Source organism: Dyella marensis, from assembly GCF_049532885.1.
Lineage (GTDB): Bacteria > Pseudomonadota > Gammaproteobacteria > Xanthomonadales > Rhodanobacteraceae > Dyella_D > Dyella_D marensis.
Window position 1 is genome coordinate 4,234,780 of the sequence record NZ_CP064029.1, and the last position, 22,279, is coordinate 4,257,058.

Consider the following 22,279-nt stretch of genomic DNA (forward strand, 5'->3'; position numbering starts at 1 on the left):
CATGACCCAACCACTCGTCCTCGTCGGCCATCCCTACGCACCCATCGGCTGCGGCGAAAGCCTGCGCTGCTCGTACCGCGCGCTGCGTTCGGTGGCGGTGCGCCCCGGCCTGCTCGACGTGTACCGCATGAACGTGCCGGACCCGGCCGCCGCGGTCGAATTCGGCCCGGCCCTCACCGACCGGCTCGGCCAGGTGAACGTGTTCCACCTCAACGCCAACGAAGTCGAACAGTCGCTCGCCACGCTGGACATGCGCGCGTTCGAATCGGCGTACAACATCATCTATCCGAATTGGGAGCTGTCGAACTTCCCGGACGAATGGATCGCCGAGCTGGAACGCTTCGACGAAGTGTGGGCGCCGTCGAAGTTCATCGCCGACTCCCTCGAAGGCCGCCTCAGCAAGCCGTTGCGCCACCTGCCGGTGAGCTGCGAAGTGGACCTGAGCAGCTTCCTGGACCGCCGCTACTTCGGCATTCCGGAAAGCGCATACGCCTTCGTGTTCTTCTTCGACTTCCGCTCCTACGCCACGCGCAAGAACCCGGAAGCCGTGGTGCGCGCGTTCCAGCAGCTGGTGGCCAGCCGTCCGCACGCCGACTGCTGCCTGGTGATCAAGCTCAACGGCAGCGAAGTGAACCCGGCAGGGCTGGCGAAGCTGAAGGAAGAGATCAAGCCGCTGCGCGATCGCGTGGTGCTGATCGACCGCACCGTTACCGACAACGAAGTGAAGAACCTGATCCGCTGCTGCGACAGTTTCGTCTCGCTGCACCGCTCGGAAGGTTTCGGCCGCGGCCTGGCCGAAGCGATGTACCTGGGCAAGCCGCTGATCGCCACGGGCTACTCCGGCAACATGGACTTCATGGATGCCACGTCGGCGATGCTGGTGGACTACACGCTGATTCCGGTGAAGGACGGCGAGTATCCGAAGCACGAAGGCCAGGTGTGGGCCGACGCGAACGTCGAGCAGGCGGCGGACTATATGCGCCAGCTGGTGGACGACCATGCGCTGGGCCGCGAACTGGGCCGCAAGGCCAGCCTGATGGTGCGCGAGAAGGTCGGCTATCGCCGGGTGGGCATGAGCTATCGGCGGCGGCTGGCGGAAATCGCCGGCGCCTGACCGGGGCCACGGCGGCCAAAGAAAAAGGGCTCCGATGGAGCCCTTTTTTTGTGCACGTGAATCAGGATCAGCGCGACGACAACCGCCGCAGATCCGCATCCACCATCATCGCGATCAGCTGCTCGAACGTGGTGCGCGGCGCCCAGCCCAGCTTGGCCTTGGCCTTGGCCGGGTTGCCCAGCAGTACGTCCACTTCGGCGGGGCGCATGAACTTCTCGTCCTGCACCACGTAGTCCTGGTACTTCAGGCCGACGTGGGCGAAGGCCAGTTCGCACATGTCGCGCACGCTCACCGTCTTGCCGGTGGCCACCACGTAGTCGTCCGCGCCGGCCTGCTGCAGCATCAGCCACATCGCTTCCACATAGTCGCCGGCGAAGCCCCAGTCGCGCTTGGCGTCGATATTGCCCAGGCGCAGTTCTTTCTGCAGGCCCAGCTTGATCGAGGCCACCGCGTGCGCCACCTTGCGCGTGACGAACTCGATGCCGCGCAGCGGGGACTCGTGATTGAACAGGATGCCGCTGGAGGCGTGCATGCCGTAGCTCTCGCGATAGTTCACGGTCGCCCAGTGGCCCATCAGCTTGGCCACGCCGTAGGGGCTGCGCGGATAGAACGGCGTGCTCTCGTCCTGGCGCTCGGCCTGGATCAGGCCGAACATCTCGCTGGTCGAGGCCTGGTAGAAACGCGCCTCGCGATTGACGATGCGCACCGCTTCCAGCACGCGCAGCGCACCGACGCCGTCGACGTCCGCGGTCAGCAGCGGCTGCTGCCAGGAGGTACCCACGAAGCTCTGCGCGCCGAGGTTGTACACCTCGTCCGCGCGCGAACCTTCGACGGCGCGGATCAGCGAAGAAAGGTCGCTGAGGTCGCCCTCGATCATGTGCACCTCGTCGAGGATGCCCAGCTCGCGCAGGCGCCACGAGGTGTCGGTACTGCGGCGCGGCAGGAAGCCGTGCACCTGGTAGCCCTTGCCCAACAGGAGCTGCGCGAGATAGGCACCGTCCTGACCGGTGATCCCTGTGATCAGCGCGGATTTGTTCTTAGTCATGCAATGCCTCTCGCGTCTTCGATAACGTCATGTAAGGTTTGTTCGATGCTGTAGCGCGGCGACCAGCCGGTATGCGTGCGGATCAAGGCCGCGTCGGCCACCATGCGCCGCTGTTCGCTGGGGCGCAGCCGGGCCGGGTCCTGCCGGATCTCCGGATTCACGCCGCAGGCTTCGCACATGAAGCCGATCATGTCGCGGATGCGGCGTTCCACGCCACTGCCCAGCACGTAGGTGCCGCCGGCCTGGCCACGTGCGAACAGGGCGGCATAGCCGCGCACCACGTCGCGCACGTCGAGGAAATCGCGGGTGGTGTCGATGTCGCCCACGTCCAGCACCGGCGCCTGCCGGCCTTCGGCGATGTCGACGATCTGGTGCGCGAAGGCCGGGATGGCGAAGTCCTTCCGCTGGCCCGGACCGATGTGATTGAACGGCCGCACCACCATCGCATCCAGTCCCTGCGCGCGATGCCACTGCAGCACCAGGGTCTCGGCGGCGATCTTGCTGGACGCATACGGATTGCGCGGCTCCGGCCAGCGGCGCTCGTCCACCGGCAGCAGCGCGTCCGGCACCAGGCCGTAGACGTCGCCCGAGCTGACGTAAAGAAAGCGTCCGCGGAAACCCGACTGCGTGAGCGACTGCAGCAGGTGCAAGGTGCCGAGCACGTTCACCTCGAAGGTGCCGGCCGGGTCCTTGAACGACTGCGGCACGAAACTCTGCGCGGCCAGGTGCAGCACCGCATCGGGCTTCACCTCGGCGATCAGCGCATCCACCGCGTCGCGGCTGCGCACGTCGAAGCCTTCCGGCGCCGGGTGCCAATCGTACGGCCCGAACTCGCCCGCCTCGACGGCCTGGCGTACATGCTCGCCGACGAAGCCGCCGGCGCCGGTGACGAGCAGGCGCAGCCTGGCCTCGCCGGCTTCAGTCATGGGCCAGGGCCTGGGCGAGATCGGCCTGCAGGTCGGCCAGGTCTTCCACCCCCACGCTCAGGCGCACCAGGTTGTCGGTGATGCCCAGGCGCGCGCGCACGTCGGCGGGCACCGAGGCGTGCGTCATGATCGCCGGATGGTTGACCAGGCTCTCGACGCCGCCCAGCGACTCGGCCAGCGCGAAGTAATGCGTGCGCTCGCAGAAGCGGCGCGCCGCATCCAGGCCGCCCTTGATGTAGAAACTGATCATGCCGCCGAAGCCCTGCATCTGCTTCTTGGCCAGCTCGTGCTGCGGATGGCTGGGCAGGCCCGGATAGATCACTTTTTCCACTTCCGGCCGCTGCTGCAGCCACTGCGCCAGCGCCAGCGCGTTGGCATTGTGTTCGCGCATGCGCAGGTGCAGCGTCTTCAGGCCGCGCAGCGCCAGGAAGCTGTCGAACGGACCCTGCACCGCGCCGACGGAGTTCTGCACGAAGGCCATCTTCTGCGCGAGCTCCTCGTTGGCCGCGACGACCACGCCGCCGACCATGTCCGAGTGGCCATTGAGATACTTGGTGGCCGAATGCAGCACCAGGTCCGCGCCCATGGTCAGCGGACGCTGCAGCATCGGCGAGCAGAAGGTGTTGTCCACCACCACCAGCAGCTTGTGCTTGCGCGCGAACGCCACGACCTTGGCGATATCCACCAGCTTGAGCAGCGGATTGGTCGGCGTCTCGATCCAGATCATGCGCGTTTCGGCGTGCACCGCCTGCGCCAGCGCGGCTTCGTCGTTCAGATCGAGAAAGGTGAAATCCAGGCCGGCCGAACGGCGGCGCACGCGTTCGAACAGGCGGTAGCTGCCGCCGTAGAGATCGTCCATGGCGATCACGTGGCTGCCCGCGTCGAGCAGGTCCAGCACGGTGGCCGCGGCGGCCAGGCCGGAGGCGAAGGCGAAACCGGCGACGCCGGCTTCCAGGCCCGCCACGCAGCGCTCGTAGGCCATGCGCGTCGGGTTCTGCGTGCGCGAATACTCGTAGCCCTGGTGATGGCCAGGGCTTTCCTGCACGTAGGTGGACGTCGCATAGATCGGCGGCATGATCGCCCCCGTCGACGGATCGGGAGACTGCCCAGCGTGAATGGCCAGCGTGCCAAGACCTGCTTCGCGCGCCGCGTTATCGCTCTTGCCCATCTGGACTGCTCCGTTTCCGAGATCGAGTAGTTAATGAACCATAATACCGCAAGGCCCCGCCGCAGCCCCAGGGCCGCCCTTGGCGCCATCGCGCCCCGGGTTCATTAGCCGTTGAAATAAGGACTTTAGCGTCGGGTAGAATGCGTGGTTGGCCGGCGCCCCCACGCTGCCCATTCCCCTAATTTGGACGGATTAAATGAGCAGCCATTCGGAAATGCCCGTCACGATCCTGGTCACCGGCGGAGCCGGCTTCATCGGTGCCAACTTCGTACTGCAAGCCTTGGCCGATGGCCACACCGTCATCAATCTCGACAAGCTCACCTACGCCGGCAATCTCGACACATTGGCCCCGGTCAAGTCGAATCCGAAGCACGTGTTCGTCCAGGGCGATATCGGCGACCGCGAACTGATCGCCGGCCTGCTCGCCGGGCATCGTCCCCAGGCGGTGGTGAACTTCGCCGCCGAATCGCATGTGGACCGTTCCATCGACGGCCCCGCCGCCTTCGTCGAAACCAATGTGGTGGGTACGCTGGGCCTGCTCGAAAGCGCGCGCAATTACTGGCTGTCGCTGGAAGGCGAAGCGCGTGACGCGTTCCGCTTCCTGCATGTGTCGACCGACGAGGTGTACGGCTCGCTCGGCGCCGAAGGCGCCTTCACCGAAACCACGCCGTATGCGCCGAACTCGCCGTACTCCGCATCGAAGGCCGCGTCCGATCACCTGGTGCGCGCGTTCCACCACACCTATGGGCTGCCCACGCTCACCACCAACTGCTCGAACAACTACGGCCCGTTCCAGTTTCCCGAGAAGCTGATCCCGCTGATCGTACAGAAGGCGCTGGCCGGCGAAGCGCTGCCGGTCTACGGCGACGGCCGCAATATCCGCGACTGGCTGCACGTGGGCGACCATTGCCGCGCCATCCGCGCCGTGCTGGCGCGCGGCCGCGTGGGTGAAACGTACAACGTAGGCGGCAATGCCGAGCGCGAAAACATCACGGTGGTGCGCACCATCTGCGGCCTGCTCGACCAGCACGGCGCGCTGCCCGGCGGCAAGCCGCGTGAATCCCTCATCACGTTCGTGAAGGATCGTCCCGGCCACGATCGCCGCTACGCCATCGACTCCTCCAAGCTGCAGCGCGAACTCGGCTGGCGCCCGCAGGAGACTTTCGAGAGCGGCATCGCGGCAACGGTGCGCTGGTACCTGGACAATCAGCCGTGGGTACAGCGAGTACTCGACGGCAGCTACCGAATGGAGCGTCTGGGCACATGACTACGCAGAAAGGCATCATCCTCGCCGGCGGTTCCGGCACGCGGCTGTATCCGATCACGCAGGCAGTGAGCAAGCAGCTGCTGCCGGTGTACGACAAGCCGATGGTGTACTACCCGCTGGCGACGCTGATGCTCGCCGGCGTGCGGCAGATCCTGATGATCAACACGCCGCACGAACAGCATCTGTTCCGCACCCTGCTCGGCGACGGCTCGCAGTGGGGCATCAGCATCGAGTACGCCGCGCAGCCCTCGCCGGACGGTCTGGCCCAGGCCTACATCATCGGCCGCGATTTCGTCGGCAACGAGCCGAGCTGCCTGGTGCTGGGCGACAACATCTTCTACGGCCACGGCCTTACCGAACGGCTGCGCCGCGCCTCGCAGCGCGCGCACGGCGCCACGGTATTCGGCTACTGGGTGCGCGATCCGGAACGCTACGGCGTGGCGGAATTCGACGACACCGGCCGCGTCATCGGCCTGGAAGAAAAGCCCGCCAAGCCGAAGTCGCACTACGCGGTCACCGGCCTGTACTTCTACGACCACCGCGCCTGCGACTACGCGGCGGAGCTGAAGCCCTCGCCGCGCGGCGAGCTGGAAATCACCGACCTCAATCGCCGTTATCTCGAAGACGACTCGCTGCACCTGGAACAGCTCGGCCGCGGCTTCGCCTGGCTGGACACCGGCACGCACGATTCGCTGGCCGAAGCCGGCAACTACATCCAGACGATCGAGAACCGGCAGGGCCTGAAGGTCTGCTGCCCGGAGGAGATCGCCTTCATCAATGGCTGGATCGACGCCGAGCAGGTGCTGCGCCTGGCCGCTCCGCTGGCCAAGACCGGCTATGGCCAGTACCTGCAGCGCATGGTTGAACAAGGACCCGTACGATGAAAGTAGTGGAAACCTCGCTGCCTGGCGCGCTCGTGCTGGAACCGCGCGTCTTCGGCGATGCCCGCGGGTTCTTCTACGAGAGCTACAACAAGGCGCGCTTCCAGGAGGCCGGCATCACCGGCGAATTCGTGCAGACCAATGTCTCGCGCTCCGCGCGCGGCGTTCTGCGCGGCCTGCATTACCAGTGGCCCCATCCGCAGGGCAAGCTGGTCAGCGTGCTGGAAGGCGAGGTGTACGACGTCGCCGTCGACATCCGCCGCGGCTCGCCGGACTTCGGCAAGTGGGTGGGCGTGATGCTGAGCGCGGAGAACAAGCGCCACTTCTGGATCCCGGAAGGCTTCGCGCACGGCTTCTGCGTGGTCTCCGAATTCGCCACCTTCAGCTATCAGTGCACCGCGCTGTACGACGGCCCCGCCGACGCCGGCGTGCGCTGGAACGACGCCGACATCGGCATCGACTGGCCGATCGCATCGCCGCTGCTGTCGGAGAAGGACGAGAAAACTCCGTTCCTCAAGGACATCCCGGCCGAGCGCCTGCCGGAGTTCGTGCGTTGAGGATCGTGCTGTTCGGCGGCGCCGGCCAGCTGGGGCAGACCTTCCTGGAAAGCGGCCGCCTGGCCGCGCTCGGCGAGCTCACCGCCACCACGCGCGACGGCACGCCGGTGGCGAACGTGGCCACCGTCGCCGCGGACCTGGCGGAACCCGCCAGCGTCACCGCCCTGCTCGATGCCGTGCAGCCGGACGTCATCATCAACGCCGCCGCCTACACCGCGGTCGACCGCGCCGAGCAGGAAGAAGCGCTCGCCCGTCGCGTCAATGCCGCATCGCCCGGCGCCATGGCGCAGTGGGCCGCCGCGCATGGCGCCCTGCTGATCCACTATTCCACCGACTACGTGTTCGACGGCGAAAGCCCCACGCCCTACCCCGTCGACGCCCCGACCGGCCCCTTGAGCGCCTATGGCCGCAGCAAGCTGGCCGGCGAGCAGGCCGTGCTGGCCGCGGGCGGCCATGCACTGATCTTCCGCACGGCCTGGGTCTACGCCGCGCACGGCAAGAACTTCCTGCGCACCATGCTGCGCCTGGCCGGCGAGCGCGACGAACTGCGCGTGGTGGCGGACCAGGTCGGCACGCCGACCAGCACCGGCCTCATCGCGGACGCCACGCTGGCCGCGCTGGAGCGCTGGCTGGCCGCCCCGGCCGCGAAACGCCCGGCCCTGGAAGGCGTGCACCATCTGGTCGCTGGCGGCAGCACCAGCTGGCATGGCTTTGCCAGCGCCATCGTCGAGCGCGCCCATGCCCTGGGCCTGATCGCGCGGGCGCCGCGCGTCACCGCCATCGGCACCAGCGAATTTCCGACCCCGGCCCGCCGGCCGTCCTATTCGCTGCTGGACAACCGCGAATTCCAGGCCACGTTCCGCACCACCCTGCCGCCGTGGCAGCATGGCCTGGAAGACGTACTGCAATCCCTTATTTCGCCAGGATCCTGACGCGATGTTGATCCCCCTCATTCTCAGCGGCGGCAGCGGCACGCGCCTGTGGCCGATCTCGCGCAAGAACCTGCCCAAGCAGTTCCTCTCGCTGACCGGCGAAGGCACCCTGTTCCAGCAGACCGTGGCCCGCGCCATCGCCCTGCCCGATGCCACCGCGCCCATCGTGGTGGCCAGCGACGACCACCGCTTCCTGGCCGCCGACCAGCTGCTGGACATGGAAGTAAGCGGCGCCACCATCATGCTGGAGCCCGCGCCGCGCAACACCGCGCCGGCCATCGCCCTGGGCGCCATGCAGGCGCTGAAATCCGATCCGGAAGCCCTGCTGCTGGTGCTGCCGGCCGACCACCTGGTGGGCGACACCGCCAGCTTCGTCGAGGCCGTGCAGGCCGCCCTGCCGGCCGCCCGCGAGGGCTGGCTGGTCACCTTCGGCATCCGCCCGGACCGCCCCGAGACCGGCTTCGGCTATATCCGCCGCGCCGAGTCGATCGGCGCCGGCACCTACCGGGTGGAGAAGTTCGTCGAGAAGCCGAACCAGGCCACCGCCGAGGGCTACCTGGCCGAAGGCGGCTACGACTGGAACTCCGGCATGTTCCTGTTCAAGGCCGCGCGCTACCTGGAAGAACTGGGCGTGCACGCGCCGGCCATCCTGGAAGCCACGCGCAAGGCCTTCGCATCGGCCAAGGCCGACCTCGATTTCGTGCGCCTGGACAAGGACGACTTCGCCAAGGTGCCGGACGACTCCATCGACTACGCCGTGATGGAAAAGAGCAAGAACGCCGCCGTGGTGCCGGTGAGCTGCGAGTGGAGCGACATCGGCTCGTGGTCCGCGCTGTGGCTGGCCGGCGCCAAGGACGACAACGGCAACCTGCTCGAAGGCGACACGCTGGCCATCGGCACGCGCAATTCGCTGCTGCGTTCGCACGACCGCCACCTGGTGGCGACGGTGGGCGTCGACGACCTCGTCGTCGTCACCACGCCCGACGCCACCCTCGTCGCGCACCGCAACTCGGCGCAGGACGTCAAGAAAGTGGTCGACCATCTCAAGGCCATGGGCCGCAGCGAGCACTCGCTGCACCGCGTGGTGCACCGCCCCTGGGGCAACTACGACTCGCTGGAAGCCGGCGACCGCTTCCAGGTGAAGCGCATCGTGGTGAAGCCCGGCGCGGCGCTCAGCCTGCAGAAGCACCACCACCGCGCGGAACACTGGATCGTGGTGTCCGGCACCGCCGAGGTGACCTGCGACGACAAGGTGTTCCTGCTGGCCGAGAACCAGAGCACCTATATCCCGCTGGGCAGCGTCCATCGCCTGCGCAATCCGGGCAAGGTGCCGCTGGAGATGATCGAGGTGCAGTCCGGCAGCTACCTCGGCGAAGACGACATCGTGCGCTTCGAAGACGTCTACGGCCGCTCGTAAGCGCACGGCGCAGGCTTGAACGTCGAACGGCGGTCCGCAGGCGGGCCGCCGTTTTTCGTATCCGCTTCCCGGGTTCTATCGAGCGTGTGCGTTCAAGCCGGATCGCTGGTCGCATGGCGCCCGGTTTCGAGCCGGCCTGCCACGCGCACCGTCATGCCCGGCCGGTCCACCAGGAAGTCGTACCAGGGGCCGCTGTCCGCCAGTCCCCAGGCATACCGGAGCGTCTCGCCCGGGAGCAGCGCGTCTTCGGCCGACAGCTCGCGATAGGCAAGCGACTTCACGGTCAACCGGGCCTGCGTGCGCGATGCGTTGTGAGCCTCCATCACCGCCTCTTCGCGCACCTGATCGAAGCGCACCTGAAGATCGATATCGTGCGAAGCCGCCTCCGCCACGGCGCCCTTGAACGCGCGGAAGAAGCCGTTCGGCCCGAACACTTCCAGGTCGAAACGGCCCTGGTCGCCGCGCTGCGGATGCCAGGCGGTGTCGGCCAGCTCCTTGCCGGCTTCGATGGTGTAGCGGCGCGGCAGCCGGTCCAGGTGCAGCTTGTCGTACACCTGCAGCACCACGCCTTGCTTGCCGTGGTTGGCGAACTTCAGCGTGACGGCTCCATCCGGCGCATGCGCGAACGCCACCGAGGGTTGATATGGCAGCGCACGGGAAGGACGCGTGCCGGGCTCCTGCCGGCGCTGCGCGGCGGGGCTGGGCGGCGCCACTTCCGGCAGCGTGCGGCCGCGGCGTTCGACGTCCTCGTAGGCCGCGGTAGGCGGCAGGCGCGGGAGCTCGAATTCGTCGGGCTGCGCGAAGTCGAAGGCCGAGGTCAGGTCGCCACAAACCGCGCGGTGCCACGGGCTGATCGCGTCCACGCGGATGCCGAAGCGCCGCTCCAGGAACATCGCCACCGAGGTGTGATCGAACACCTGCGAATTGACCCAGCCGCCGCGGCTCCACGGCGACACCACGTAGGTGGGCACACGCGGACCGAGGCCGATCACGCGCAGATCGCTGCGGTGGCGATCCTCGGCGTGCAGGTAGCGGCCCATGTCGTCCTTGAAGTACATGCCGTCGACGGGAGCGGTCGAAGCGCCGGCCATCTTGCCGTCGGCATCGATCGACGGAATCGCCGGCGGCGGCATATGGTCGAACAGGCCGTCGTTCTCGTCGAAGGTGACGAACAGCGCGGTGCGGCTCCAGCTCGCCGCATTCGCCGTCAGCGCCTGCAAAACGCGTTCGACGAAGTGGCCGCCGCGCATGGCGCTGGACGGTGCGCCGGGATGTTCGGACTCCATGCGCGACGGCAGGATCCAGCTCACCGAAGGCAGCGCACCGCGCATGACGTCGTCAGCCAGCGTATCGAGCGAGTGATGCGACATGCCCTTGCCGTACAGCGGCGAGGCGGGCGGTGCCGAGCGGAACCCCTGGAAGGCCAGGCCGCCGTGCATCAGGCCGTCCCAGTTGTCGTTCGGGTTCTGATAGATCTTCCAGGAAATGCCGGCGGCCTCCAGCAGTTCCGGCAAGGTCACCCACGGCAGCGCGCTGCCCGGATAGATATAACCCGGCGAAGGCAGCGTGCCCGACACGCGGCTGCGCAGATTGGTGACCGCGGTATTGCTGTCGTCGGCAAAGCCGTTCTGCGCGCGCAGTGCCGGATCGCTGTTGGAGCCGGACCAGAACATGATGCGGTTCGGCGCCGTGCCGCCCATCACCGAGCAGTGATATGCATCGCACAGCGTGAACGCATCGGCCAGCGCGAACTGGAACGGCGCTTCGTCGCGCGTGTAGTAACCCATCGATGCCGGCGTCTTGAAATAGGGCCAGCGATCGAGCCTGCCCTGCCCCCATGCCGCCTGCGCATCCATGTATTCGTGCGGCATCGAGGGAATCAAGGCGGCATTCATCGCATCGCCGTCCATATGGAACGGTTCGACGATGCCTTGCGGACCCTGCTGGCTCCACACCCGGTGTCCGCCCGCCACGGGAATCGGAAACCGATCGCGGAACCCGCGCACGCCGCGCAGCGTGCCGAAGTAATGATCGAAGGAGCGGTTCTCCTGCATCAGGATCACCACATGTCCGACGTCGGCAATCGTGCCGTTGCCACGATGGGCTTCGATGCCCAGCGCCTTGCGGATGACCAAGGGCATGCCGAGCATGGCCGATGCGCCGAGCGAGGCACCGGCCAGCTTCATAAAGTCGCGGCGTTTCATTAGTTCTGTCCGACGAGGTCCAACGGCTGGACATGTTCTGCTTAAGTCATGGAGCGACTAAGTCAGGAATATCTCAGCCAAATTTCAGACCAGGACGAACGGAAGCTGGATTTTGGAAATGCTTTTCGTCAATTCGCTGAGCATGTCAGCCCAGTGCAAGCTTCAATGCGAAAACGAATGCTTGCCGTAAGCCTCGGCATCATGCGGGACGATTTTTCAATTCCATTTGAATTAAAAAAAATCACCCGTAAAGAAATCATCGCCACGCCGACGAACCGCGCGACCACCGCGCTCAGAGCCGGTATTGCAGGCCCAGCGACCACAAGCGGCGAGGTTCCAGCTGCAGGCCATTGACGTGCTGGTACACGGGCAATTGCACAAAGGCGAACGCATCCAGGCGCCGCGTGATCCTGACCCCGATGCCGGGACTCAGATAAGCAAGCACCGCACCGCTGTTCGGACGATCCGCCTGCACACCGCTTTCACGCTGCTCGCCATGCAGGTTCAGCTGGATCTGCGGCGTGAAGCGGCCGGCGTCGAGATAGCGCAGGCCAAGATTGAGATTGAGCGAATTGCCGGGACGAAAATGATCGCGCGCATCGAGCGCGATCTGCGCCATCGCCTGGCCGAAATAACCGATCGAATCGGTGAGGTAGCCGAACTTGTACACGCCCAGCAGCGCGTCGGTGGTTCCGGTACCCAGCTGCAGACCACGATCCAGCAGTTCGCCGGCCTGAGGACCGGAAACGAAGTCCTGCTTGAAGCGCCCCGTCGGCAACTTCAAGCCGAACTGCAGGCCGATGCCGGCGTCGTCGCTGAAGCCCTGGTAGCGCGCCAGCACGCGCAGGTCGCCGATGCCGCGCGCGTCGGAGCTGGAGACGCCGGTGTCGCCCTCGGCGATGGTCTGGTGGTGGCGGTCCATATAGGGCAGCTGCAGCGACAGGCCCCAGTAGCGCGAGAAGCTGTAGTCCGCGCCCAGCAGCGTGTTCCGGTTGATCGTCTTGCGCTGCACTTCCTCGTCGGCGGGATAGGCGAACGAGCTCCGGCTCACGCTGTCCGCGCCGCTGCGCAGCTGGGATTGGTTGAAGTAATCCTCGCGCAAGCTCAGATGCCAGCCGAGGCTGGTGGCATAACCCTGGCTGGACCAGTCGGAGTTGAGCGAGCAGCCGCAGGTGGAACAGGCGGCGGCCAGGCCGGGCGCGGCCAGTGCGGCGGCGAGCGTGAAGGAGGAGCAGCGGCGGATGGATGGCATGGACAGGTGCCTCGCAGGCAGGGAAACATGATAGGCCGCGGCGGCCTCGAACGCCGCCGCGGAACGGTCAGATGTCGAAATCGAGCTTCAGCCAGCCGGTGCGGCCCGGCTCGTTCACGCGCACGGTGTTCACGTAGCCGGCCAGGCCGGCGTTCGCCGCATTGACGTGCTCGGCGTAGGTCTTGCCGAACAGGTTGTCGATGCCGGCGCTGAGGGTGAGTCCATGGCCCAGGCGGTAACCCGCGTTGAGCGAGAACACGCCGAAGCCGCCGCTGGCGCCGAGATCCTGGCCGACCAGGTTGCCCTCGCCCACGGCGATGCGCCGCTGTGCGGTGGCTAGCCGCCAGAGCGCGCCGGCGGACCAGCTGCCGTTGTCGTAGGTCAGGCCCAGGCGCGCTTCCAGCGGGGGCATCTGCGGCAACGGACGGTGCTCGGTGCGGTTGGCGCCCCACGCGTAGGCCAGCGTGGCGTCGGCTTTCCATTGCTTGCTCAGCGCATACACCATGCCGGCTTCCCCACCGGCGATGCGCGCCTGCACGTTCATCGCACTGCCGCCGGCCATGCCCTGGCCGTAGCGGAACAGGATGAAGTCATTCACCACGCCGGCGTAGGCGGAAACCCAGGCTTGCAGGCGGGCGGTGCGGTACTGCAGCCCCACATCGAGCTGGGTGGTTTTCTCCGGGCGCAGGCCTGAGAACGAAGCAAGCGTCTTGTCCGCATGCTGGCCGAACAGTTCCCAGTAATCGGGAAAGCGTTGCACGTGGCCGACGCCCACGTAGACCGTGGCCGGCATGGCGGCAAGATCCTGTTCGTAGCGCACGAAGCCGGAGGGCAAGGTGGAAGTGCGGCGTGCATCTACCGTGGCGGCTGAATCCATGCCGCCAGCCATATCCATCGACATGCCCATGTCCTCGTGCGCCAGCGCGAGGCCGTAGCCATGCGCGGACCCGCGATCCACCCGCGCACCGCCGATCACGCGCCGGTCTTTCGCCACGCTCCAGCGTGCCTCGGCGAAGGCGCCGACGCCGCGCAGACGCGCATCGCGTTCGCGCGGCAGATCGCGGTAGTCGCCCATGGGACTGCCCGGCGGTCCGCCGTTGCGCATGCTGTGGGTGTTGACGGAACCGTCGACACCCGCGGTCAGTTGCCACGCATCCGGCCAGATCCAGGTGCCGGCGACGCGACCGCCCAGCGTGCGCCGATCCACATCGCTGGCCATCGCCATCGGCATCATGCTGGCGGGGTCGGGCCGGCGCAGCGTGTAGTTGTCCATCACGTGGTCGGCGTAGTTGTAATAGACCTGGGCTTCGAGCTTGTCGAAGCGGTTGCTCAGGTGGCGGCGTTCCAGTTTCAACGCCGCGCTCTCGCGCAGGAATTGCGCGCCGTCCATGCCGCTGAAAGCGTAGGCGGCGTGGCCGTTGCCTTTGCCGGCGGTCAATTCCAGGCGCGTATCGTCGTCCGGTGTCCAGCCAATGGCCGTGTCCGCGTTCCAGCGATCGTAGGCCGAATGCACGCGGCGGCCGTCGCCATCGCGGTAGTCCTGCGCATGGGTGTGATTGGCGCGCAGCTCCACGTAGCCGTCGGGCGTGCCCGCGCGCGCGTCGGCGAGCTGATCGTTGCGGCCCGCGGAACCGCCGAGCAGGCTGCCCTGGAAGCTGGCCTTCGGCGCGGCGTAGCGGGTGAATTCGCGTTCGAACAGCACGGTGCCGGCCGAATTGCCCGGCCCGTAAAGCACGGTCTGCGGGCCCTTGATCACCGTGACCTTGTCGAACAGCTGCGGCGAGATATACGCCGTGGGCGGATCCATCCGCGACGGACAACCGCCGCCGATCTGACCGCCGTCGATCTGGATATTGAGGCGCGACCCCGCCATGCCGCGCAGCAGCGGATCGCCGTTGCTGCCGCCTTTGCGGATGCTGGAAAAGCCCGGGATGCTCTTGAGGAAATCCGCGCCGTCGCTGGCGGGCACGGGTTGGCGTGGCGCCTTGGGGTCGGTGACGACGGTGAGCGGGCCGGTTTGCATCGGCGCGGTGACCACCACCGGCGGCAGCGTCTGCGGCGTGTCGGCGGCATGGGCCGCGCTGCAGGCGGCGAAAACCATCCAGGCATGGACGCGATAGTTGCGCGGATTCGATGCAGGCAGGACTGGACGCACGCGAGCGCGTCCGTGAGGAAGAACGGAATGCATGGCGGTTCCTTGGAAGACGGCAACGCAGCCGGCACGCTCCGCGTGCCGGCACGATCGAAAGCAATCAGGCGTTGAGGTCTGCCGGTGGTCCGCGGGGTGCGGCCGAGAGGAGCAGCGTTCGCGAGGTGCGTGGCGCCGATACGGACCACGACAAGCGGTACGGCGATGGCGGCGTGGCCGGCGGCAGCCAGGCGACGCTGCTCACGACCGGGCTATGGCCCAGCAGGTCGCAGTAGCCGCATTTGTCCAGCGACGACGGATGCGGCGAAGCATCCCCGCCGTGGCCGGCGTGCTCGTCGCAGTGCATGGCGCCATCGGCCATCGCCATGACCGGCGCCGCCGCCCATAACCGGGAGATCGGCGGCGCGGCGACAAGCAGCCACATGGCGGCGAAAGCCAGCCATGCGATGGGCTTGTGGAGGCGCGGTCGGGTCACGTCGGGTGCCGGGTGATGATGGAGGCCGAGGGGGATCATCCCAGGTAGGGTGCGCAGGTGCACTGAGACAAAACGTCACCGTGCGTCCTGCAACTCTTCTCCCCGCCGGGGAGCACGCGGGGAGAGCACATGGATGTGCTCTGCTTTGAGGAGCGAGGAAGATGCCGGCAGGCAGATGAGGGGTGGGTGCTCGCGATATAGCTTCTATGAAGCGAAGAAGAGCTTTTGGGCTTTCTCAACTCTGCACTCACCGCTCCGCCCGCCCCCTCACCCCAACCCTCTCCCCGGAGGGGAGAGGGGGTATGTCGAGGCGATCGGGTGTGGCATAGCGGCTCCTATCGAACTCTTCTCCCCGCCGGGGAGAAGATGCCGGCAGGCAGATGAGGGGCGGGTGCTCGCGATATAGCTTCTATGAAGCGAAGAAAAGCTTTTGGGCTTTCTCGACCCTCCACTCACCGCTCCGCCCGGCCCCTCACCCCAACCCTCTCCCCGGAGGGGAGAGGGGGATGTGAGGCAGTCGCTTGCCTGGATCAAAGACCGGGGACGATATGCCCCGAAGCCGCCCTATCCAGCGCGGCGATGAAATCCCGATTCGAGCTCGAACCGGCACTTATCGAGCCAGCCAGGTCACCGGCCAGCAGCCTGGCGTGATACCGCTGCTCGTCGCTCAGCCCACGCTCCAGGCTGGCCATGGCCGGCGTGGTGTTGAACTGGACCGGCCCCTTTCTCGAAGCCGCCACCCTCATCAAGGCATCCGCAATCACCGGGTTCTTCGCCACGGTCACACCCCGCTCGAACATCGAGGCAAGGCGCTCCAGCGCGGCAGCATGCCCCTGCCCCGCCGCATTGCGATACCAGCGAAACGCCAGGGTGCCATCCCGCGCCACACCCAAGCCCTGCTCATAGAGCGAACCCAGGGCGTTCTGCGCATCCGCGTTGCCCGACAACGCGGTCGTCGCCCACCATCGCGCAGCGGTCTCGTAACTCTGCTCCACGCCTTCGCCCTTGGCGTACAGCAGGCCAAGCTGATACTGCGCGGGCAGATGGTGCTGCGCCGCCGCCTTCTCCCACCATCGGCGCGCCTGCTGCGCATCGGCCTCTACGATGCGACCGTCCTTGTACATGCCGCCCAGATGGAACTGCGCCTCGGCATGGCCATTCACCGCTGCCTGACGGATCAGCTCCAGCGCCTTCACCGGATTCTGCTCAACGCCCTGCCCTTCCTCGTACATCAGGCCCAGGTTGTACTGCGCCGGCGGATGTCCGCGCTCCGCCGCCTTCTGGAACCACTCGAAGGCTTCGCGATAGTCCTGCGCATCGGTTGCCTTGAGCCTGATCTTTTCGCCAAGGCGGTTCTGGACCGCGGGGTCGCCTTGTTCGGCCATCTGGCGCATGAAGGCGTCGTCGTACTCGATGCGCGCAAGCTGCGAGGGCTCCTGCGGTATCTGCACCTGGGGTGTCGTATAGGCAGGCTGCTGCTGATCGCGCGACGACGAAGAACCGCCACTGAACATATGCATGAGCGCGAAAAACACCGGCAGCAGGAACAGCCAGTTGAACGGCGAGCCGCTACCGGTACTGCGCTGCCGCGGCTTGTACTGCGCGGGCGAGGCTGGCGCCTGCTGCTTCTCCTCATAGGCCCGCAGCAGGGTCGCGTTCTCGCGCAGCCGTTCCTGCCACCACTGCAACGCGGCCCCGCCGAAGCGCTCGGCGAGCTCGTGCCGGAACGCCGCATAGCGATCCAGCAAGCGATTGGCATCGGCCACCTGCCAGGGCATGGCCTTCTCGCGGGGATCGCGCTGGCACAGGGCGTAGAGCTGCACCGCCTCGACGAACTGCTTGCGATCGGCACCGTCGCCGTTGTCCAGGAAACGCCGCAGCATCTGCTGGCGCTGCAGGCGATGCACCAGGTCGGGCCGCATCGCCGCGAGATGCCGGTTCGAGGTTTCCCAGGCAAACAGCTCGGAAGCCTCGTCCAGCATGTCCATATCGGACGGCGCGGCGAAGGCGCGCAACAGTACGGCCTGCTCGAACATCATCTTGGCGTCGAGCGAGGTCAGGCGCGCGTCCTGGGAGTAATTCGCCAGCAGCGTACCCATCGCTACCGGGCCAGGCGCACTGATGGCTTCCACGAACTCGGCGAAGACCTGCGAGGCCAGCTCGTGCGCGTCATCCGCCAGCGCGACGCGCACCTGCACCGGCACCGGACGCGCCGCTTGCGGCGACTCCCGCGGCTCCTCTTCCGGCGCGCCCAAGGCCTGCGGCACAACCGCCACCCGCTCCGCATGCTCGGCATGGCGCAGCGCCCACTCATAAGCCTGGCGGATGCGCTGAAAGCGTTCGGCCTCCGTCTTCTGGTCGCATTGCTTCAGCGCCCGCGCATAAGCCTTGCGGATCGTCTTGGCGTCAGCCTGCGGGTCGATCCCCAGCGTTTCGAACACCCACTCCATGCGAGCTCCCGGATGAAACGGTGAAAATCAGGCATCCAGCAAAGGATGGTTTTCGAAGCGGTCGAGCCAGGCCTGGAACTGCTCGCGCGTGGTGGCGATCTCGCGCGGGTCCTGCCGTTCCAGCACCGCTTCGAACTGCGCCATGGCCTTGGAGATCACCAGGCGCGCCTCGCCCAGCGTCTCTTCGAACAGCCGGTTGGCGCGCGCCATGATGGCCGCGTTGCGCGCATCCTCGCGCGGATGCAGCTTCAGGCTGGACAGCGCGGCGAGGCGCTGCTGGATCTCCTCGCCCGACAGCACGCCTGCGTGCTCCTGGATCACGATGCTCTTCTTCGCCTCGGTGCCATGCGCGGTCGCTTCCACTTCGAGCAGGCCGTTCACGTCGTAGGTGAAACGCACCGACACACCGGCCGCGCCGGCGGGCATGCCGGGCTGCACGGCGATCTCGAATTTGCCCAGCGGGATATTGTCCTTGACCAGCCGCGCCTCGCCCTGGAACACCTCGATGGCGACCTTGGTCTGGCCGTCCCTTACCGTAAACACGTCGCGGCTGCGGCTGGCCGGCACCACCGTGTTGCGCTCGATGATCGGCAGGTAGAAGCCGCTGACCATGCCGTTATGGCCGGAGCCTTCCACGATATTGATGCCCAGCGTGTACGGGCACACGTCGGTCATCACCATCTCGTCCAGCGCGGCATCGTCCATTTCCAGGCCGGCCTGGACGGCCACGCCCAGCGCCACGACTTCGTCGGGATTCAAGGCGGTGGCCGGGAACCGGCCGAACATGCGCGTTACCAGCTTGCGCACCACCGGCATGCGCGTGGCGCCACCGGCCAGCACGATCTCGTACAGGTCCGCGGCGCGGATGCGCGCGTCGCGCAGCGCGCGCTCCACCGGCAGGCGCAGCCGCTGCAGCAGCGGCTCGCACAGCGCCATGAAGCGGTCTTCGTCGATGCGGTAGGCGATCTCGGTGTCGCGCAGGCGGAAGGACAGCGCCGCCGAGTCGGCGGTCGACAGCGTGCGCTTGAGTTTTTCCGCGGCGTCGCGCAAGCGCTGGCGGTCGCCGGGTGAGAAGTCGTCAGGCTTGAACGAGGTATGGGCTGCGATCGAGGCCATGATGTCCTCGACCAGCACCTCCAGGAAATCCTCGCCGCCCAGGAAGTTGTCGCCCGCGCTGGCGCGGACTTCCATCACGCCGTCGAAGATCTCCAGGATCGACACGTCGAAGGTGCCGCCGCCCAGGTCGAACACCAGAAACTTGCGCTCGCTGCCGGCGTCGCGCACGCCATAGGCCAGGGCGGCCGCGGTGGGCTCGTTAACCAGCCGCTCCACGCGCAGGCCGGCCAGCTGGCCGGCGGCGCGCGTGGCCTTGCGCTGGGCGTCGCTGAAATACGCCGGCACGCTGATGATGGCCTCTTCCACCGGATGGCCCAGGAAGGCCTCCGCGTCGGCCTTGAGCGAACGCAGCACGAAGGAGGAGATCTCCTCCGGCCGGAACTTGCGCTTGCCCAGGCTGATCTCGCGCGCCGCGCCCATGTAGCGCTTGAAGTTGGCGACGGTAAGCTGCGGGTGCGTCTGCAGGCGGTCCTTGGCCGCCTGGCCCACCAGCAGTTCCCCGGTTTCCGACAGGCCGACGCATGACGGCGTCAGCATCGCCCCGAGCGCATTCGGGATCAGCACGGGCGCGCCGTCCTTCCATACCGCGACGAGACTGTTGGTCGTCCCTAAATCGATACCGACGATCAAGATACTTCTCCCTTGTCCTGAGCCGGCGGCACGGCGCGGTCCGACGGCTGTAACCATCGGATCGGCGGCGGCCAGGCTTTCCTGAGTCGTCTTCGAGGCTTACCGGAAAACGACATCCCCCGGCGGCATGATAGCCAAGGCCGGTGGCGGTTGGGCAGAAGGGTGACGCCAATCACGCCGGGGCGGCGCGGCCGCTTCCCGCCGGAGAACGCGCGCTTTACACCCAGGCCGCAACCCCGGGCGCCTGGCCCGAAATGACGGCGGCCGGCCCGGCATGACCATGACGGCCCTTGGCCGGTCATCGCAACGTGGCGCCTCTCCGTTCCCTGGGTCATCGATATGCATCTGAAAGCACGCCAGACCGTTCGAACCTTTGCGCCGCTGCTGCTGGCGCTGGCCGCCTGCGCCGGTATCCGGCCCAGCGCCGCGGCGACCGCCACCTTCGTGCATCCCGGCGTTATGCACACCGCCGACGATCTCGCCCGCATCAAGGCGCATCTGACGCAGGAACCGTGGGCGAGTGGTTACCTCAAATTGAAGAACGATGGCCTTTCGTCGCCGACCTACCATATCCGCGGCGGCCATTGCGCCAAGGTCGTGCGCGGCACGCCGGCCCAATGCATGGGCGAGTTCAATGACGACGCCAATGCGGCGTATCAGCAGGCGCTGATGTGGACCTTGAGCGACGACCCGCGCTATGCGGCGAATGCGATCGGGATTCTCAATGCCTGGTCGGGCACGCTGAAGTCGATCGAAGGCCATGACGCACCGCTCGCCGCCGGCTTGAACGGCTTCAAGTTCGTGGCCGCGGCGGAACTGATCCGCTACAGCAAGGCCGGCTGGTCGGCGCAGGACATCGCGGCATCCGAAGCGATGTTCCGCAACGTGTTCTATCCGGTGATCAAGGATTTCGCCCCGTATGCGAACGGCAACTGGGATTCCAGCTGCATGAAGGCGATGATCGCAATGGGCGTGTATACCAACGACTGGGGCATGTTCAATCGCGCGCTGGATTACTACTACAACGGGCCTTCGGATGGCGCGCTGACGCATTACGTCATCAATACCTTCGGCGAGACGCAGGAGAGCGGGCGCGATCAGGCGCATACGCAGCTGGGCATCGGTAATCTTGCCGAGGTGGCGGAAGTGGCGTGGTCGCAGGGCTTCGATCTCTATTCGGCGTACGGCAATCGCCTGCTGGCCGGTTTCGAATATGTCGCGCAGTACAACCTGGGCCATGACGTGCCGTTCGATCCGATGGTCGATACCACGGGCAAGTATCCGCACAAGACCATTTCCAGCCAGAGCCGCGGGGATTTCCGTCCGGTGTACGAGATGGCCTACAACCACTACGCGCGCCGGAAGGATATTTCGGCGCCGTATACGCAGCAGGCGGCGGAGCATATTCGTCCGGAAGGGCGGACGCCGTATGCGGATAACAATGGCTTTGGCACCTTGTTGTTTACCGAGGATGCGATCCGCGTGCTTGCGCCGCGTGGGACGGGTAATGCGCCGAGCGGGTTTGCGGTGTGTGCGAAGGAAGGGGCGAGCTGCAAGGTGACGCAGGGGACGGGCCTGGTGGCTTATGGTGCGCGTGGGGTTTGGCATTATCGGGAAGTGGGGGTCGGGCAGTCTGTCGATTGCTCGAATACGGCGTTTACCGATCCGCTGAAGGGTGTGTCCAAAAGCTGTTCTGTGCAGCAGTAAGAGATCACGCATTACGACGTGGGGGATAAGCGGCACCCTTCCCCCTCCGTCATTCCGGCGCAGGCCGGAATCCAGTAACGGGGCGCGCCATGGAGTGGCGTAGGTTGGGGGTGAGCCATCGGCGAACCCCAACACTGCGTAGCGCTTCGATGTGCCGGTGTTGGGGTTCGCCTCCGGCTCACCCCAACCTACGCCTGCACTGGGGTTTGCGTCGTTTCGTGCTTTACCTGCAACCACTGCATCCGCAAATGCGCCTGTGTCGCGCAGCGCGTGCCCATTTCGATAAACGTTGCGATGCTTTCCAGCATCACCGGCAAGCGCTGCGCATTCACGCTGCCGTGTTCGTCAGCCAGTTCCGCCAGCAATCGAATCGCGTTATGCGCGAAATGCAGCCACTCCGTCGCATCGTTCAATAACGCATCCGGCCCCGCCTCCGGATCCGAAAAATATTCCACGTGGCGTGTGATCCACGCTTCGCCAAAGATATCCATAAGCAACTCCTTGCCATGCGCCGCCCTCGTCCCGAGAACGGCACGCCGCCGGACAGCACGGCGTGCCGCGACCATACGGACTCGAGGCTTACCGAGCACCTGGAACACAGGCGCCGGGCGGCTTGATTGATGAAGTGGGTTGCGGCTTCAGTCGCTTTCGCCGCTGCACAAGGCAACGCGCCGGGTTGCACGGCTAGGATTCATTACCTACGAAAACTCTTAAGTCCGCGGTTCTTCAACCGTGTCCGCGAAGACGGCGGACAGCCCCATGGGCCGGCGGATGTGCCGTCCTGGGGATCGGCGGGCGTACGAGTGACGTATGATCTGGCACAGCCATGATCAACTCTCCTTCAGTTGGTGATGGTCAGCGGGTCAGGGGTGGTGACACACCCTTGGCCCGCGCTCTCACGACATTGCTGCCATGGTTGCCCGCGACGCGACGAAAACACAGCGCGGGCAACATCGATCACGCTATCAGACACGCATTCGGGTTGTCTT

The 22,279-nt window shown here is 66.4% G+C and carries 18 protein-coding genes; 8 read left to right on the plus strand and 10 right to left on the minus strand.

What is annotated here, in order from left to right; genetic code table 11:
• Nucleotide 1: 1 nt before the first annotated feature.
• Nucleotides 2-1,114: a glycosyltransferase family 4 protein gene (locus ISN75_RS18420; RefSeq protein ID WP_210427726.1), complete on the plus strand. Its 1,113-nt coding sequence runs from the start codon at nt 2-4 to the stop codon at nt 1,112-1,114.
• 67 nt (nt 1,115-1,181) lie between these two features.
• Here ISN75_RS18420 and ISN75_RS18425 read toward each other — a convergent pair whose 3' ends face one another.
• From ISN75_RS18425 to ISN75_RS18435, 3 genes are read right to left on the minus strand one after another with little or no spacing between them, the layout of a single operon-like run.
• Nucleotides 1,182-2,159 (minus strand): GDP-mannose 4,6-dehydratase, encoded by a 978-nt coding sequence (locus ISN75_RS18425; RefSeq protein WP_168647784.1) that lies wholly within the window; start codon nt 2,157-2,159, stop codon nt 1,182-1,184.
• A complete protein-coding gene (locus ISN75_RS18430) occupies nt 2,156-3,085 on the minus strand; it encodes a GDP-mannose 4,6-dehydratase (RefSeq protein ID WP_210427725.1) in 930 nt (309 codons plus the stop codon). The genes ISN75_RS18425 and ISN75_RS18430 overlap by 4 nt, the downstream gene beginning before the upstream one ends.
• Complete coding sequence (locus ISN75_RS18435; RefSeq protein ID WP_168647783.1) at nt 3,078-4,253, minus strand: cystathionine gamma-synthase; 1,176 nt, start codon at nt 4,251-4,253, stop codon at nt 3,078-3,080. Before ISN75_RS18435 ends, ISN75_RS18430 begins: the two co-directional genes overlap by 8 nt.
• A gap of 196 nt (nt 4,254-4,449) precedes the next feature.
• On the opposite strand from ISN75_RS18435, the gene rfbB reads away from it, so the two are divergent.
• From rfbB to ISN75_RS18460, 5 genes are read left to right on the plus strand one after another with little or no spacing between them, the layout of a single operon-like run.
• Complete coding sequence (rfbB, locus tag ISN75_RS18440; RefSeq protein ID WP_343820463.1) at nt 4,450-5,520, plus strand: dTDP-glucose 4,6-dehydratase; 1,071 nt, start codon at nt 4,450-4,452, stop codon at nt 5,518-5,520.
• Nucleotides 5,517-6,404, plus strand: coding sequence for a glucose-1-phosphate thymidylyltransferase RfbA (gene rfbA / locus ISN75_RS18445; RefSeq protein WP_167257071.1), 888 nt, complete (start codon nt 5,517-5,519; stop codon nt 6,402-6,404). The genes rfbB and rfbA overlap by 4 nt, the downstream gene beginning before the upstream one ends.
• Complete coding sequence (gene rfbC, locus ISN75_RS18450; protein WP_167257072.1) at nt 6,401-6,958, plus strand: dTDP-4-dehydrorhamnose 3,5-epimerase; 558 nt, start codon at nt 6,401-6,403, stop codon at nt 6,956-6,958. The genes rfbA and rfbC overlap by 4 nt, the downstream gene beginning before the upstream one ends.
• Nucleotides 6,955-7,890 (plus strand): dTDP-4-dehydrorhamnose reductase, encoded by a 936-nt coding sequence (gene rfbD, locus ISN75_RS18455; RefSeq protein ID WP_343820462.1) that lies wholly within the window; start codon nt 6,955-6,957, stop codon nt 7,888-7,890. The genes rfbC and rfbD overlap by 4 nt, the downstream gene beginning before the upstream one ends.
• A gap of 4 nt (nt 7,891-7,894) precedes the next feature.
• Entirely contained in the window at nt 7,895-9,307 is a 1,413-nt protein-coding gene (locus tag ISN75_RS18460; protein WP_343820460.1) for a mannose-1-phosphate guanylyltransferase/mannose-6-phosphate isomerase, read from the plus strand.
• Between the two features lie 92 nt (nt 9,308-9,399).
• Here the strand turns inward: ISN75_RS18460 and ISN75_RS18465 are convergent, their stop codons facing one another.
• Nucleotides 9,400-11,511: a phosphocholine-specific phospholipase C gene (locus ISN75_RS18465; protein WP_343820458.1), complete on the minus strand. Its 2,112-nt coding sequence runs from the start codon at nt 11,509-11,511 to the stop codon at nt 9,400-9,402.
• A gap of 48 nt (nt 11,512-11,559) precedes the next feature.
• Here ISN75_RS18465 and ISN75_RS18470 point away from each other — a divergent pair, with 48 nt between their 5' ends.
• Nucleotides 11,560-11,865, plus strand: a complete 306-nt coding sequence (locus tag ISN75_RS18470; protein ID WP_343820457.1) for a hypothetical protein — start codon at nt 11,560-11,562, stop codon at nt 11,863-11,865.
• On the opposite strand, the gene ISN75_RS18475 is transcribed toward ISN75_RS18470, so the two are convergent.
• From ISN75_RS18475 to ISN75_RS18495, 5 genes are all read right to left on the minus strand, one after another.
• Complete coding sequence (locus tag ISN75_RS18475) at nt 11,804-12,763, minus strand: hypothetical protein (protein ID WP_343820455.1); 960 nt, start codon at nt 12,761-12,763, stop codon at nt 11,804-11,806. The genes ISN75_RS18470 and ISN75_RS18475 overlap by 62 nt on opposite strands.
• 67 nt (nt 12,764-12,830) lie before the next feature.
• A complete protein-coding gene (locus ISN75_RS18480) occupies nt 12,831-14,918 on the minus strand; it encodes a TonB-dependent copper receptor (RefSeq protein ID WP_343820453.1) in 2,088 nt (695 codons plus the stop codon).
• Nucleotides 14,919-15,015: 97 nt separating this feature from the next.
• Nucleotides 15,016-15,387, minus strand: coding sequence for a DUF2946 domain-containing protein (locus ISN75_RS18485; RefSeq protein WP_343820452.1), 372 nt, complete (start codon nt 15,385-15,387; stop codon nt 15,016-15,018).
• 530 nt (nt 15,388-15,917) lie between these two features.
• A complete protein-coding gene (locus ISN75_RS18490; protein WP_343820451.1) occupies nt 15,918-17,837 on the minus strand; it encodes a J domain-containing protein in 1,920 nt (639 codons plus the stop codon).
• Between the two features lie 27 nt (nt 17,838-17,864).
• Nucleotides 17,865-19,583 (minus strand): Hsp70 family protein, encoded by a 1,719-nt coding sequence (locus ISN75_RS18495; protein ID WP_210427724.1) that lies wholly within the window; start codon nt 19,581-19,583, stop codon nt 17,865-17,867.
• A 339-nt stretch (nt 19,584-19,922) separates the two neighbouring features.
• On the opposite strand from ISN75_RS18495, the gene ISN75_RS18500 reads away from it, so the two are divergent.
• On the plus strand, nt 19,923-21,290 hold the full coding sequence (locus tag ISN75_RS18500; protein WP_343820450.1) for an alginate lyase family protein: 1,368 nt from the start codon (nt 19,923-19,925) through the stop codon (nt 21,288-21,290).
• A gap of 188 nt (nt 21,291-21,478) precedes the next feature.
• Here ISN75_RS18500 and ISN75_RS18505 read toward each other — a convergent pair whose 3' ends face one another.
• Nucleotides 21,479-21,781 (minus strand): hypothetical protein, encoded by a 303-nt coding sequence (locus ISN75_RS18505; protein ID WP_423385093.1) that lies wholly within the window; start codon nt 21,779-21,781, stop codon nt 21,479-21,481.
• Nucleotides 21,782-22,279 lie beyond the last annotated feature (498 nt).

What these genes read in the sequence shown, in the direction of transcription:
- ISN75_RS18470 (WP_343820457.1), top strand. Translation starts at nt 11,560, where the DNA reads ATGGAGCGACTAAGTCAGGAATATCTCAGCCAAATTTCAGACCAGGAC.
- ISN75_RS18430 (WP_210427725.1), bottom strand. Translation starts at nt 3,085, where the DNA reads ATGACTGAAGCCGGCGAGGCCAGGCTGCGCCTGCTCGTCACCGGCGCC.
- ISN75_RS18435 (WP_168647783.1), bottom strand. Translation starts at nt 4,253, where the DNA reads ATGGGCAAGAGCGATAACGCGGCGCGCGAAGCAGGTCTTGGCACGCTG.
- rfbC (WP_167257072.1), top strand. Translation starts at nt 6,401, where the DNA reads ATGAAAGTAGTGGAAACCTCGCTGCCTGGCGCGCTCGTGCTGGAACCG.
- rfbB (WP_343820463.1), top strand. Translation starts at nt 4,450, where the DNA reads ATGAGCAGCCATTCGGAAATGCCCGTCACGATCCTGGTCACCGGCGGA.
- ISN75_RS18420 (WP_210427726.1), top strand. Translation starts at nt 2, where the DNA reads ATGACCCAACCACTCGTCCTCGTCGGCCATCCCTACGCACCCATCGGC.
- ISN75_RS18460 (WP_343820460.1), top strand. Translation starts at nt 7,895, where the DNA reads ATGTTGATCCCCCTCATTCTCAGCGGCGGCAGCGGCACGCGCCTGTGG.
- ISN75_RS18505 (WP_423385093.1), bottom strand. Translation starts at nt 21,781, where the DNA reads ATGGATATCTTTGGCGAAGCGTGGATCACACGCCACGTGGAATATTTT.
- ISN75_RS18500 (WP_343820450.1), top strand. Translation starts at nt 19,923, where the DNA reads ATGCATCTGAAAGCACGCCAGACCGTTCGAACCTTTGCGCCGCTGCTG.
- ISN75_RS18465 (WP_343820458.1), bottom strand. Translation starts at nt 11,511, where the DNA reads ATGAAACGCCGCGACTTTATGAAGCTGGCCGGTGCCTCGCTCGGCGCA.
- ISN75_RS18475 (WP_343820455.1), bottom strand. Translation starts at nt 12,763, where the DNA reads ATGCCATCCATCCGCCGCTGCTCCTCCTTCACGCTCGCCGCCGCACTG.
- ISN75_RS18425 (WP_168647784.1), bottom strand. Translation starts at nt 2,159, where the DNA reads ATGACTAAGAACAAATCCGCGCTGATCACAGGGATCACCGGTCAGGAC.
- ISN75_RS18490 (WP_343820451.1), bottom strand. Translation starts at nt 17,837, where the DNA reads ATGGAGTGGGTGTTCGAAACGCTGGGGATCGACCCGCAGGCTGACGCC.
- rfbA (WP_167257071.1), top strand. Translation starts at nt 5,517, where the DNA reads ATGACTACGCAGAAAGGCATCATCCTCGCCGGCGGTTCCGGCACGCGG.